Genomic DNA, 14,009 nt, shown 5'->3' with positions numbered 1-14,009 from the left:
GACCTCACATGCCTGACTTCTCTGGCTTGCCGCTGGTGATCGAGCCGAGCGAGCTGCTGCCGCGCCTCGACGCCCGCGAACTGATTCTGGTGGACCTGACCAGCGCCGCCCGCTACAGCATCGGCCATATCCCTGGCGCACGCTTCGTCGACCCCAAGCGTACCCAGCTCGGCCAACCGCCGGCGCCGGGCCTGCTGCCGGCCAAGGCCGACCTCGAAGCCCTGTTCGGTGAGCTCGGGCACAACCCGGATGCGGTCTACGTGGTCTATGACGATGAAGGCGGCGGCTGGGCCGGGCGGTTTATCTGGCTGCTGGACGTGATCGGCCACTCGAACTACCACTACCTCGACGGCGGCTTGCTGTCGTGGCTGGACGAAGGCCTGCCGGTGTCCGTCGAAGTGCCTGCGCCCGTCGCAGGCCCGGTCAGCCTGACACTGCACGAAGCCCCCACCGCCACCCGCGAGTACCTGCAAAGCCGCCTCGGCGCAGCCGACCTGGCAATCTGGGACGCTCGCGGCCCGCTGGAATATTCCGGCGAGAAAGTCGTCGCAGCCCGAGGCGGGCACATTCCCGGCGCGGTCAATTTCGAATGGACTGCCGGCATGGACCAGGCGCGCAACCTGCGCATCCGCAAGGACATGCCGCAAATCCTCGAACAATTGGGCATCACGCCTGACAAAGAAATCATCACCCACTGCCAGACTCACCACCGCTCCGGCTTCACCTACCTGGTGGCCAAGGCGCTCGGTTATCCAAGGGTCAAAGGCTATGCCGGTTCCTGGGGCGAATGGGGCAACCACCCCGACACCCCCATCGAGCTTTAAAGGTTCTTAAGGACAGTTAATGAAAAACCGTTTGTTCATCCTCACTCAATACCTGCTGCCACACCACCTGCTCTCGCGGCTGGCCGGCTGCATTGCCGAATGCCGCGTGCGCTGGTTCAAGAACGCCTTCACCGCGTGGTTTGCCAAGCGCTATCAAGTGGACATGTCCCAGGCACTGGTAGAAGACCTGACTGCCTACGAGCACTTCAACGCCTTCTTCACCCGCGCCCTGAAAGACGGCGCACGCCCGCTGGACGACACCCCGGGCGCGATCCTCAGCCCCGCCGACGGTGCCGTCAGCCAGCTCGGCCCGATCGAGCACGGCCGGGTCTTCCAGGCCAAGGGCCACAGCTTCAGCGTGCTGGAACTGCTGGGCGGTGATGCGGCCAACGCGGCGCCGTTCATGGGCGGCGATTTCGCCACCATCTACCTGTCCCCCAAGGACTACCACCGCGTGCACATGCCACTGGCCGGTACCCTGCGGGAGATGGTCTACATTCCTGGACGGATTTTCTCGGTCAACCAGACCACCGCCGAAAACGTTCCGGAGCTGTTCGCCCGCAACGAGCGCGTGGCGTGCATTTTCGACACCGAACGCGGGCCGATGGCCGTGGTGCTGGTGGGCGCGATGATCGTGGCGTCCATCGAAACCGTCTGGGCCGGGCTGGTGACGCCGCCCAAGCGCGAGCTGAAAACCTTCCGTTATGACGAAGCCGCCCGCGCGCCGATTCATCTGGAAAAAGGCGCCGAACTGGGGCGCTTCAAGCTGGGTTCGACGGCCATCGTGCTGTTTGGGCCGGACCAGGTGAACTGGGCCGAAGGCCTGGTGGCCGGTTCGCCGGTGCAGATGGGCCAAGGCCTGGCGCTGCCGAAAGCCTGAGTAAAGAATCACCCCCTGTGGGAGCGAGCTTGCTCGCGATAGCGATGTGACTGATCCATCGTCATCGCGAGCAAGCTCGCTCCCACAGAGTATCCCGCAGAGACAGAGCACTTCTTTCGGCTACAGCTGCTAGAGTAGGAAACAACACGTTTATTTCCCGCCGGAGCCCGTACACGGCATGAATGAGACCAGCCCTCTCCAGCTATTGCGCGTCCTGACCCCGACACAATCACGCCTGTCGTTCTGCGATGCTACGCCCCGGGACCTCAAGCGCTGGATCGCCAACCTGCCCAAGGCCAACATCGGCGAAACAGCCCGCCTTTTGTACCAAGCACTTGGCGAACTCAACCAACTGCTCACGCCCAGCGACAATCGCCTGCAACTGCTCGAGCTGCTGCGGCCCGAGGTGTATTACGTCTGCAAGCACCTGGAGCGGCACTTCCTGCAACAGGCCATCGTGCTGGATGAGCGGTCGCGCAAGATCGTCAACCTGTGCCAGGCCCTGCAAACCCAGCTGGCGATGGGCTACAAACAGATCGTGGCGCGTATTGCGTCGAAATACACCAAGGACCGGGCCCGCCTGCTGAGCACCGCGCTGCAACGGGCGACGCACGCCCTCAACGGCCCGCTGTTGCGTGCCAGTCAGCTGTACAGCCCAGTGCCTGAGGGGCTGTGGCTCGATTTGCATCAGCTATACCGGATCGCCTGCCAGCACCGGTTGCAGCACCTGAGCGTGAGTGACGAACTGGCCTGCCAGGTTCATCAATTGAACACCGAGCAAACCTATGTCGTCGCCCTGTTGCTGGGCGCCTCACGCAGCAATCAGCTGCGCCAGAGCCAAATCGGACGGCTGACCGAAGTGCTCGAATCCTGGAGCCAGTGGGTCAAGCTGGACCCCGCCACCAGCGCTACCAGCCTGTTCGCGGTCGCTCCGGAGCTGGATGTCGGGCCACGCTACCGTTCCAAGTTCCGCGCCGAACAGCAGCCGACCTTGCAGGGGTTCGATCCACAGCCCCTGGTGCGCGTAATCGCCACTCACCTGGAACAACCTGCCGAGCAAAGTCTGCCAGTACCAAGTGGCATGAGCATCGACACCCTGCATCACCTGCATGCAGCCTGGGGCGAAGCAGCCGAACGCAGTTTCCAGCGCACCGAGGGCAACGGCACGCTGACGCTGTGCGTGGGCATGAGTGCGCTGCACTACTACCTCGGCGGCGAGCGCTCTTTCAACGAAATACTGAAAAGCCCCACCACCCGCAAGGCCCGCTTCGAAGCCTCGCCGAGCAAGACAAACGACACCTGGGGCCAAGCCTTCGACGCCGCCCCCGCCGGCGACAGCGACCTGCTGCCCTACGAAGAAATCGAGTACCCGGTCAACCCGGCCGATGACGATGGCACCAGCTCCGACAACCAGCATCACTTCCCCACCTACGACCTGCCGATCATCAACCACAGCCCTGGCGGCTATTGCCTCGGCTGGCCCAAGGAAGTGCCGGAACAACTGCAAGCCGGGGAAATGATCGGCATCCGGGACACCAGCGACCAAGCCTGGAGCGTTGCCGTGGTGCGCTGGATCCGGCAAGTGCGCAACGGGGCCATGCAAATGGGCATCGAGCTGGTCGCACCGCACGCCCAGCCTTGCGGGCTGCAACTGGTCCGGGAAAAAAATGAGCACGGTCACTATCTGCGCGGGCTGTTGCTTCCCGAGATCAGTGCCATTGACCTGCCCCCGACCATGATCGCCCCACGCCTGCCCTTCGAGGAAGGCCAACACGTGTTGATCAATACCAACGGCCAGGAACGCCGCGCCGGCCTGGACCGCCGAGTGACCAGCACCCACAGTTTCAACCAGTTTGCTTATCACCCGGAAGACTCGACCGCCAACGGGGATGGTAGCGAGCAAGAAGGGAATTTTGATTCGTTGTGGAAGTCGCTGTAGGAGCTGCCGAGCGAAGCGAGGCTGCGATCTTTCCAAGACCAATTGAGTCTCAAGCGAAGATCAAGATCAAAAGATCGCAGCCTTCGGCAGCTCCTACACAGGCCAGCGGGAGCAAGCTCCCTCGCCACAAAAGCATGCACTCCAAAACCGGCGTGTTACTTAGAGCTGCCCGTCACGATCCCTGAAGCCCAACAGGTACAACACCCCATCCAGTCCCAGGGTGGAAATCGCCTGCCTGGCCGACTGCTTGACCAGTGGCTTGGCGCGGAACGCCACGCCCAGGCCCGCTATCGCCAGCATCGGCAAGTCGTTGGCACCGTCACCCACGGCGATGGTCTGCTCCAGGCGCAGGCCTTCTTTTTCAGCCAGTTCACGCAGCAGGTCCGCCTTGCGCTGGGCATCGACGATCGGCTCGACGGCCACGCCGGTCACCTTGCCATCCACCACTTCCAGTTCGTTGGCGAACACGTAGTCGATGCCGAGCTTGGCCTGCAGCTGCTTGGCGAAATAGGTGAAGCCGCCGGACAGGATGGCGGTCTTGTAGCCCAGGCGCTTGAGTTCGGCGAACAGCGTCTCGGCGCCTTCGGTCAGGCGCAGGGAAGCGCCAATGGAGTCCAGCACGCTGACGTCCAGCCCCTTGAGCAGCGCCAGGCGCTCCTTGAAGCTGGCACGGAAATCCAATTCGCCAGCCATGGCTCGCTCGGTGATGGCCGAGACCTTGTCGCCCACGCCGGCCGCCTTGGCCAGTTCGTCGATGACTTCGGCTTCGATCAGCGTCGAGTCCATGTCGAACACCGCCAGGCGGCGGTTACGGCGGAACAGCGAATCTTCCTGGAAGGCGATGTCGACGTTCAGTTCCTGGGCCACGCTGAGGAACTCGGCACGCAACGCCTGGGGATCGGCCGGCTCGCCGCGCACCGAAAACTCGATGCAGCCCTTGCCCTTGTCGTCCGGGGTATCCAGCGGCATGCGCCCGGACAATCGGTCGATGTGGTCGATGTTCAGGTCATATTTGGCGGTGATCGAACTGACACGCTGCAACTGCTCGGCGGTAACCTTGCGGGTCAACAAAGTAACGATGTGGCGCTTCTTGCCCTGGCCGGCCACCCAATGCCGGTAATCGTCCTCGGACACCGGGGTGAAGCGCACCTGTTGGTCGAGCTTGTAGGCGGTGAACAGGATGTCCTTGAGCACCGACTTGCCTTGTTCGGCGTCCGGAATTTCAACCAGAATACCGAACGACAGCGTGTCGTGGATCACCGCCTGACCGATGTCGAGAATGTTCACACCACCCTGGGCCAGAACGCCGGTAATGGCCGCAGTCAGACCCGGACGGTCGCTGCCAGTGATGTTTATCAGGACGATTTCGCGCAAGGCGCACCCCCGCAGGTGGAAAAAAAACGCATTCTACCCACATTCAGTGACCATCGGGCACCGCCAGTGCTTTGCCGGTCATGGGGCTGTCGCTATACTGCGCGTCAATTTCACGGACAAAGAGCCGAGCTCAGTGAACCGGCCCACGCCAGTCAAAACCGACAACTTCTTCCTGCTGATCTTCCGTGCACTGCGTCACCGTCGTGTGCCGATTGCATTGCGCATTGCCAGCCATAACGTGATCCTGGTCGCCCTGGCCCTGGTTATCTATGCCTGCGTGATGGGTTTGCAATTCAAGCAGGCGATGCACGAGCAGGCCGATGCCCTGGGTGAAAGCCTGACCACCCAGACCGCCACGTCCGCCACCGAGCTGCTGGTGTCCAACGACATCCTCAGCCTCAACGTGCTGCTCAACAACCTGACCAAGAACAAGCTGGTGGCCCACGCCGCCATCTACAGCGTGGACAACCGCATCCTCGCCGAGGCCGGCCAGCGTCCCAAGCCGGGCCTGCTGGGCGAGTCCGGCGGCATGTACCAGAGCAAGATCACCTTCCAGGACGTGACCGCCGGGCAGCTGCGCATCAGCCTGGACATGGACCAGTTCCAGCAACCGATGACCATCAGCCTGCAAAGCATGGGTATCCTCAGCGCGATCCTGCTGGCACTGGCACTGGCCTTGAGCCTGCGCCTGGGGCGACACATCTCTACGCCGCTGTTGCAATTGCGCGTCTGGCTGCGGGACATCGACGAACACACGCCGGCCACCCAGCGCCAGGACGAAATCGGCGATCTGGCCCGGCAACTGCACGCCAGCTTCGCGCCGGAGCCTGAGCCCGTGCCGGAACCTGAAGACATCGACTACGTGGACGACGACGATGCCGAGCCGGGCTTCGAAGTGCGTAACCTGCGCGACCCGGGCTTCGATGAAAGCCAGCCAATGCCTGCTTCCAAACCGGCTCCACGCCACGTGGTACGCACGGTAGAGGACGAGGAAGACGACGACGCGTTCGCCGACCTGCGGGACGAATCAGTCGATGGAGCCCCTCAACCGGTCGCCAGGCCCGTCGCCTCGAACCTGCCCCAGCACAGCGCCGTACTGGCCGTGCAACTGGGCGCCCAGGAGCAACTGCGCCGCTTGCCCCAGGCGCGCCTGAAGGAATTGCTCGAGCGCTACCGCGACTGCCTCGACCAGGCCGCATCGCTCTATCAGGGCGAACTGCACACCCTGAACGATGGCAGCACGCTGATGCTGTTCCACACCGAAGACAGCGGTGACGACTACCTGACCAACGCCATTTGCTGCGGTGAGTTGCTGCGCGCCTTGGGCCACCAGTTGCAGATCGAAGTCGCCGACAGCGGCATCACCCTGCAACTGCAATTGGGCCTGACCCTGGGCGATGGCTTGTTTGGCCTGAGCCAGATCGACCTGTTGCTGACCGAAACCGCCCAGGACGCCCTGGCGCTGTCGCAACACAGCCGCAACCTGCTGCTGGTGGAGCGCAAGATCAACGACGACGCCCTGATCCGCCAGCGCGCCCGTATCCGCCCCATCGCCAGCCCCGAAGGCGCGTGCTGCGTGGAACGCTTGATGGAGCCTTATCCATCGATGCTGGAGCGGCAGTTGGCGCGGATGCACGAACGCCAGGCCTGAGTCTCAGGACTTGAAATGACGAAGCCCGCAGATGAGTGATTATCTGCGGGCTTTTTTGTTGCCTTCAGCGCCGTCATCGCGAGCAAGCTCGCTCCCACACCCACAGGCCCAATGTGGGAGCGAGCTTGCTCGCGATGGCGTCAGGACAGACAGCGAAAAACCAGACTACAGAGTCGCGTCCACCCCACACACTTCAGCTCTCAGGCTCAAACGAATACTCAAATGACACTTGTGCCGGCCCACCATGGCCAGCCACGTAGCTGCCAGTCCCACTCAAATTGACCAGATCCCCAGTACCGGCGCCCTCTACGACACTCCACGTACTGCGCGCCTTGCCTTCGGAAAACGACCCCGAATGCCGGGCAACAAAGGTTCCGCGCTTACCTGCCACCACCGCACAAACCCGCTCAAAACCCACAAAGCACGCTGTGCCGTCAGCGCTATAGGACATCAGGTATTCGACGCTACTGGTGCCCTCGATAGCGCCGGAATAGGACTGCGTGATGTTGGCATGCGAGAGCTTTGGAGCGTTTTCAAGAATTTGAGACGGCTTCTCGTCCCAGCTGCTGATCTGAAATGTGCAACTGGCAGTTGTTTTCATGGGAATTTAACTCGTCCTTGTCGTTATTGGCGGGAGGTCTGATGCGCCGGGCCCTCATCTTGCCTGACATCCCCCAGGAATAAGAACCCAGGAAACGACAAAGCCCGCACTTAATGCGGGCTTTGTCTTGTAATCCAGTCCTGGCGTCAGAACCTGAACACTTCCATGTCCGTACGAATCGGCAAGGCCATGGGGATCTTGTCCTTGTCCTTTTCCACCGGTTTGGCCGGGGCGGGAGCGGCCTTGCGTGGGACTTCTGCAATAGGTGGCTGGTTGGCCAGGGGCTTGAGCGACACGGACAACTGTTCGGCCAGGCGTTGCAGGAGCACGCCCTGGGCCTGGACCTGTGCCGCCGTGGTGCCGGCATGCTGCTCTTGCAGATGAACGATGCGGTTCTCACGCACCTTGCCACGACGGTCGATCAATCGCCATTGGGCATCGAGCACTGCCGGCTGGGCTTTACCCGAATCCAGGCGGGTAATCGACAGCAGCACCTGTACATCCGGGGTGAAACCTTGGGTCGCGGGTGCCAGCACTACGCGCTGGCTGTCCAGATGCCCGGCGACCTGGCGCAACAGCAACTGATCGATGTCAGAAGACAGGCTGCCAGCCCAACGACCGTCAGTGGCGGCCTGCAGGCTGCCGTCCGGTTGGCGTTGCAATAAGGTTTCACGTTGCAGGTAGTCGGCGATCAGGACCGGCCCCAGCAATACTGCCATGCCTGTGCTTTGCGCAGGCTGGGCCGGGGTTCCGCTGTCCAGTTGGTACAGCGACACCGGCTGGTTCATGCTGCAGCCCGCCAGGCCAAGCAGGCCGGCGAGCCACAAAATAGGGAGGCGCAGAGCAGTCATCGTTCCGTCCAGGTGGCAGCCACAAGGCTTACCACAGTGAAAAAATACTCGGTCATTATGAAGAACGCTCGGCCACGCCGGCGCTTGAAAGGGCCTATCATCCGTGAATATGCGCGCCGACTCCAGCGCGAAAGTATCGATCTGCGGCATTTAATCGCAGACCGAGCCCTCTACTACGCCTAATTGAGGTTTTCGACGAGCAGCGCATCGACTCGCTGAAACCCCCTTGGAAGCTTGTTGCCGCGCCGACCACGTTCACCCTTGTAATGCTCAAGATCGTCCGCTTTCAACGAAAGCGTGCGCTTGCCTGCCTGCAGCACAAGCGTGGCGCCTTCCGGCAACACTGCAATATCCGTGACATATTCCTCACGGCTGGCGACCCGTTCGCCGGAAATACCAATAATCTTGTTGCCCTTGCCTTTACCCAGCTGTGGCAGGTCGCTGATCTTGAACACCAGTAACCGGCCTTCAGTGGTGACCGAGGCCAGCCAGTTGTTCTCCCGATCAGCCACCGGCCGTGGCGCAATCACCTTGGCGTTGTTCGGCAGGCTCAACAACGCCTTGCCCGCCTTGTTCTTGGCTTGCAGATCCTCACCCTTGACCACGAACCCGTAACCCGCGTCCGATGCAATTACGTACAGTCCATCATCATCTGGCATCAGCACGCATTCAAAAGTTGCACCCGGCGGCGGCGTTAAACGACCGGTCAGCGGTTCGCCCTGGCCACGAGCCGACGGCAGGGTGTGGGCTGGCACCGAATAGCTGCGCCCGGTGGAGTCGACGAACACCGCAAACTGGTTGGAACGCCCGGCCGCCAAGGCCTTGAAGCCGTCCCCGGCCTTGTAGGAAAGCCCCGTCGCGTCAATATCATGACCTTTGGCGGAGCGTACCCAACCTTTTTCTGACAGCACGACGGTGACTTTCTCGTTCGGCAACAGATAGTGTTCGGTCAGCGCCTTGGCTTCGGCACGCTCGACGATTGGCGAGCGACGGTCGTCGCCGTAGGTCTCGGCGTCCTTGAGCAGTTCGGTGCGCACCAGCTTCTTGAGCTTGGCTTCGCTGCCCAGCAGGGCTTGCAGCTTGGCCTGCTCCTTGAGCAGTTCATCCTGTTCGGCGCGCAGCTTCATCTCTTCCAACCGCGCCAACTGCCGCAGGCGGGTGTCAAGGATGTAGTCGGCCTGGATTTCACTCAGGGCAAAACGGGCGATCAGGCTGGCCTTGGGGTGCTCCTCGGTGCGGATGATGTGGATCACTTCATCCAGGTTGAGGTAGGCAATCAGCAAACCGTCCAACAGGTGCAGGCGACGCTCGACCTTGTCCAGGCGGAATTGCAGGCGCCGGCGCACGGTCTTGACCCGGAACTCCAGCCACTCCACCAGCAATGCCCGCAGGTTCTTCAACTGCGGCTTGCCGTCCAGGCCGATGATGTTGATGTTGACCCGGTAGCTGGACTCCAGGTCGGTGCTGGCGAACAGGTGCTGCATCAGCGCGTCGTGGTCGACTCGGCTGTTGACCGGGATGATCACGATGCGGCACGGGTTTTCGTGGTCGGATTCGTCGCGCAAGTCAGCCACTTGCGGCGCTTTCGACGGTTTTGCCTGCATCATCGCGGCAATTTGTTCCAGGACCTTGGCCCCGGAAACCTGATGCGGCAGCGCCGTGACAATGATGTCGCCGTCTTCGATGTGGTACACGGCGCGCATGCGCACCGAACCGCGGCCGGTCTCGTAGATTTTCAGCAGGTCGGCGCGCGGCGTGATGACTTCCGCTTCGGTCGGATAGTCCGGGCCCTGGATGTGTTCGCAGAGCTGTTCCACCGTGGCTTTCGGCTCGTCCAGCAAGCGCACGCACGCCGTGGCCACTTCCCGCAGGTTGTGGGGCGGCACGTCGGTAGCCATGCCCACGGCGATGCCGGTGGTGCCATTGAGAAGGATATTCGGCAAACGTGCCGGCAAAACCAGGGGTTCGTCGAGAGTGCCGTCGAAGTTCGGCCCCCAGTCCGCGGTGCCCTGGCCCAGCTCGCTGAGCAGCACTTCGGAATAGCGCGACAACCGCGCCTCGGTGTAACGCATGGCCGCGAAGGACTTGGGATCGTCCGGCGCACCCCAGTTGCCCTGCCCGTCCACCAGCGTGTAGCGATAGCTGAATGGCTGGGCCATCAGCACCATGGCTTCATAGCAGGCCGAGTCGCCGTGGGGGTGGAACTTACCGAGCACGTCACCGACGGTACGCGCCGATTTCTTGTGCTTGGAATCCGCATCCAGCCCCAGCTCACTCATGGCATAGATGATCCGCCGCTGAACCGGCTTCAAACCGTCGCCGATGTGCGGCAAGGCGCGGTCCATGATCACGTACATGGAGTAATTGAGGTAGGCATTTTCGGTGAAGTCAGCCAGCGATCGGCGTTCTACGCCGTCTAAGCTGTCTGCAAGAATGTCGCTCATGCGGGCCTCATCAGTTCGTTGTCTGGCGCAGCAGCATGGTGCCGTCGCGCTGGGTAAATTCAAGTTTGTTCAGGGCGCTCATGCCCAGCAGCACTTGCGTGCCACCCAGGCCTGGCGCCACCAGGGCACGGACATCGCGCAATACGATGTCACCCAATTGCAGCCGGTCGATGCGGGTGCGATAGCCCTCGCTCAAACCGTTGGCGGTACTCAATGTCACGCCGAAACCTTTTTCCAGCTTGAGGCGCTCGGCCAACTCCACCGGAATCGCCACGTCGGTGGCGCCCGTGTCGAGCATGAAATCCACCGGTTGGCCGTTGATCTGGCCGCTGGCGACGAAATGCCCCTGCCTATTGCCGACCAACTTCACCTCGATAAACCCTTCGCCTTTTTGCGAATACACCTGGGCATTGGGGTTTTGCTCGCGCTGTTCCCATTGGGCAAAAAACCGCGTTGCCAGGAACAGCGCCGCGCACCAGGCCAATATCATCAACACCCGGCCAGCACGCTTGCCCGGCGGCTGACTCATGGCGAGGCGCCCCAGCCACCGTCCGGCGCGGCGAAGCGCCAGATGATCGGTCGCGTTTCCCCGTCGGCGCGGGCACCGTCGTTGTTGTCCAGGCCGATCCAGGCGCCCTCGGCGTCCACGACCAGCGCTTCGGCCAGCCCATAATCCTGGGAATAACGTCGACTGTCCTGCAATGCCTCGGCGGCGAACGACCAGCACCGCTCCACTTGGGCGGTCTGCGGGTCACGCCGACAGATCTGAAAGGCGTTGCGTTCCAGGGTAAACAGCTTGCCATTGAACAATGACAGATCAGCGAAGTCCCGCGAAACCGCCTTGGCCTTGGGGAACTGCGCCGGCTGCATCTCCAGCCCCGCTTCGCTCAGCAGCACGCAATTACCCTCGCAGTCCCACACCGTTTGCTGGCGCTTGACCAACAAAAGACCGCGACGCTCACGCTCGGCCGCCAACCACAGTTGGTCACCGGCCGGGTTGACCGCCAAGCCTTCGAACAACGCATTGAAATGCAGCAACATGCCACTGGCGCGGGCCTGGCGGATCATTGTTGGTGCGATTTTCAACCAGGACGCCGGCCCCGCAGGCGGTACCTGCAACACGGCGGCTTGGGACTCGCTGACCACATAGCGATTGCCAGCGCTGTCGCAGCTGATGCCTTCGAAATCCAGCTCGCCACCGCGCAGGAACGACGCTGCCCAGGTTCGGGACTTCAAGCCCCAGGGCAAACCACTGTCCGGTACCTCGGGCACCTCGATTTCAACCACTTCGGCTTGCCAGACCGGCGCATCGACGGGCTTGAGGCGGTAGATCCGGTCATCGTCGCGATCGGATACCGTCCACATTTCGCTGCCGCACAGCGCCAGCCCCGACAGATTGCCGCCGCGCATGCCATCGACAGCATGCTCGGACAGCAACTTCAGTTCCGGTGCAGGCCCTGCGACCACAACCCCCGCCCACAGCAACAACGCCAGGGCGAAACCGTTGCGCATCAGGCCAGCACCTCGGCCAGGTCCCCTTTGGATTCGAGCCAGGACTTGCGATCGCCGGCACGTTTTTTCGCCAGCAGCATGTCCATCATTTCCGAGGTCGCTTCGAAATCATCCAGGGTCAACTGCACCAGACGGCGGGTGTTCGGGTCCATGGTGGTTTCACGCAGTTGCGGCGGGTTCATCTCGCCCAGGCCTTTGAATCGAGTGACCTGCGGCTTGCCGCGCTTCTTCTCGGCCACCAGGCGATCCAGAATGCCGTCGCGCTCGGCTTCGTCCAGGGCGTAGTAGATTTCCTTGCCCAGGTCGATGCGGTACAGGGGCGGCATCGCCACATAGACGTGACCGGCGTCCACCAGCGGGCGGAAATGCTGGACGAACAAGGCGCAGAGCAACGTGGCGATGTGCAGGCCGTCGGAGTCGGCGTCGGCGAGGATGCAGATCTTGCCGTAGCGCAGCTGGCTCATGTCGGCGGCGCCTGGATCGACACCGATGGCCACGGCGATGTTGTGCACTTCCTGGCTGGCCAGCACTTCGCTGCCGTCCACTTCCCAGGTGTTGAGGATCTTGCCCCGCAGCGGCAGGATCGCCTGGAACTCCTTGTCCCGCGCCTGCTTGGCCGAGCCACCGGCGGAGTCACCTTCCACCAGGAACAGCTCGGAACGCATCGGGTCCTGCCCGGCGCAATCGGCGAGCTTGCCCGGCAATGCCGGCCCCTGGGTGATGCGCTTGCGCTCGACTTTCTTGCTGGCCTTGAGACGACGGCCGGCGTTGTTGATCGCCAGCTCTGCCAGCGCCAAACCGGTTTCCGGGTTGGCGTTGAGCCACAGGCTGAACGCGTCCTTGACCACCCCGGAGACAAACGCCGCCGCTTCGCGGGACGACAGGCGCTCCTTGGTCTGGCCGGAGAATTGCGGTTCCTGCATTTTCATCGACAGTACGAAGGCGATGCGTTCCCAGACGTCTTCCGGCGCCAGCTTCACGCCACGGGGCAACAGGTTGCGGAACTCGCAGAATTCGCGCATCGCGTCGAGCAAACCCTGGCGCAAGCCGTTGACGTGGGTACCGCCCTGGGCCGTGGGGATCAGGTTGACGTAGCTTTCCTGGACGCTTTCGCCGCCTTCGGGCAGCCACAACAGCGCCCAGTCCACGGCTTCCTTGTTACCGGCCAGGCTGCCGCAGAACGGCTCGTTGGGCAGGCGCTCGAAATCGTTGACCGCGTCCACCAGGTAAGAACGCAGGCCGTCTTCGTAATGCCATTCGACTTTCTCGCCGGTGGCCTTGTCCTCGAAACTGACCAGCAACCCCGGGCACAACACGGCCTTGGCCTTGAGCACGTGCTTGAGGCGGCTGACGGAAAACTTCGGTGAATCGAAATACTTCGGATCCGGGGCGAAATACACGCTGGTCCCGGTATTGCGCTTGCCGACGGTGCCGACCACTTCCAGCTCGGTGGCCTTGTAGCCGTCGGCGAAGGTCATCTGGTATTCGTTGCCGTCACGCTTGACCCGCACCCGCACCTGGGTCGACAAGGCGTTGACCACGGAAATACCCACCCCGTGCAGACCGCCGGAGAACTGGTAGTTCTTGTTGGAAAACTTGCCGCCGGCGTGGAGCTTGGTGAGGATCAGCTCGACGCCCGACACACCCTCTTCGGGGTGAATGTCCACCGGCATGCCGCGGCCATCATCGCTGACTTCCAGCGAGTGATCGGCGTGCAGGATGACCTGCACCGAACGAGCGTGCCCGGCCAAGGCTTCGTCGACACTGTTGTCGATGACTTCCTGGGCGAGGTGGTTCGGCCGACTGGTGTCGGTGTACATGCCGGGGCGCTTGCGCACCGGGTCGAGGCCCGAGAGGACTTCGATGGCGTCTGCGTTATAAGAGCTAGCGCTGGGAGTGGCCATGGGGTCTCGTCGTCAGTGTTCAATGAAAA

General features: G+C 62.3%; 11 protein-coding genes. 4 read left to right on the top strand and 7 right to left on the bottom strand.

All coding sequences use genetic code 11. From position 1 onward, the window contains the following. The first annotated feature begins 8 nt into the window (after positions 1-8). The 3 genes from QMK47_RS03790 (at position 9) to QMK47_RS03780 (ending at position 3,643) form a co-directional block, all read left to right on the top strand. Positions 9-824 carry a rhodanese-like domain-containing protein gene (locus QMK47_RS03790; protein WP_253471236.1) on the top strand — a complete coding sequence of 272 codons (816 nt, stop codon included), beginning with the start codon at positions 9-11 and terminating at the stop codon, positions 822-824. A 19-nt stretch (positions 825-843) separates the two neighbouring features. After that, on the top strand, positions 844-1,704 hold the full coding sequence (asd, locus tag QMK47_RS03785; protein ID WP_258690260.1) for an archaetidylserine decarboxylase: 861 nt from the start codon (positions 844-846) through the stop codon (positions 1,702-1,704). A 178-nt stretch (positions 1,705-1,882) separates the two neighbouring features. Then, positions 1,883-3,643 (top strand): molecular chaperone, encoded by a 1,761-nt coding sequence (locus tag QMK47_RS03780; protein ID WP_253471234.1) that lies wholly within the window; start codon positions 1,883-1,885, stop codon positions 3,641-3,643. A gap of 159 nt (positions 3,644-3,802) precedes the next feature. Here the strand turns inward: QMK47_RS03780 and serB are convergent, their stop codons facing one another. Continuing rightward, positions 3,803-5,017 carry a phosphoserine phosphatase SerB gene (gene serB / locus QMK47_RS03775; protein ID WP_003197189.1) on the bottom strand — a complete coding sequence of 405 codons (1,215 nt, stop codon included), beginning with the start codon at positions 5,015-5,017 and terminating at the stop codon, positions 3,803-3,805. A gap of 133 nt (positions 5,018-5,150) precedes the next feature. Between serB and QMK47_RS03770 the strand changes: the two genes are divergently transcribed. Then, positions 5,151-6,668, top strand: coding sequence for an AhpA/YtjB family protein (locus tag QMK47_RS03770; RefSeq protein ID WP_253471233.1), 1,518 nt, complete (start codon positions 5,151-5,153; stop codon positions 6,666-6,668). Between the two features lie 193 nt (positions 6,669-6,861). Here QMK47_RS03770 and QMK47_RS03765 read toward each other — a convergent pair whose 3' ends face one another. From QMK47_RS03765 to parE, 6 genes are all read right to left on the bottom strand, one after another. Then, complete coding sequence (locus tag QMK47_RS03765) at positions 6,862-7,269, bottom strand: DUF3224 domain-containing protein (RefSeq protein WP_253471231.1); 408 nt, start codon at positions 7,267-7,269, stop codon at positions 6,862-6,864. Positions 7,270-7,415: 146 nt separating this feature from the next. Continuing rightward, positions 7,416-8,120, bottom strand: a complete 705-nt coding sequence (locus tag QMK47_RS03760; protein WP_253471229.1) for a membrane integrity-associated transporter subunit PqiC — start codon at positions 8,118-8,120, stop codon at positions 7,416-7,418. A gap of 179 nt (positions 8,121-8,299) precedes the next feature. After that, positions 8,300-10,564: a DNA topoisomerase IV subunit A gene (parC, locus tag QMK47_RS03755; protein ID WP_320389818.1), complete on the bottom strand. Its 2,265-nt coding sequence runs from the start codon at positions 10,562-10,564 to the stop codon at positions 8,300-8,302. A gap of 10 nt (positions 10,565-10,574) precedes the next feature. Further along, complete coding sequence (locus tag QMK47_RS03750) at positions 10,575-11,093, bottom strand: TIGR02281 family clan AA aspartic protease (protein ID WP_253471227.1); 519 nt, start codon at positions 11,091-11,093, stop codon at positions 10,575-10,577. Then, on the bottom strand, positions 11,090-12,076 hold the full coding sequence (locus QMK47_RS03745; RefSeq protein WP_253471226.1) for an esterase-like activity of phytase family protein: 987 nt from the start codon (positions 12,074-12,076) through the stop codon (positions 11,090-11,092). The genes QMK47_RS03750 and QMK47_RS03745 overlap by 4 nt, the downstream gene beginning before the upstream one ends. After that, entirely contained in the window at positions 12,076-13,980 is a 1,905-nt protein-coding gene (parE, locus tag QMK47_RS03740) for a DNA topoisomerase IV subunit B (RefSeq protein WP_003197177.1), read from the bottom strand. Before parE ends, QMK47_RS03745 begins: the two co-directional genes overlap by 1 nt. Positions 13,981-14,009 lie beyond the last annotated feature (29 nt).

It is taken from the genome of Pseudomonas sp. P9_35 (assembly GCF_034008205.1).
GTDB classification, from domain to species: domain Bacteria; phylum Pseudomonadota; class Gammaproteobacteria; order Pseudomonadales; family Pseudomonadaceae; genus Aquipseudomonas; species Aquipseudomonas kilonensis.
Note: the sequence above shows the minus strand (reverse complement) of the source record. Positions and strands in the feature narration are given on the sequence as shown.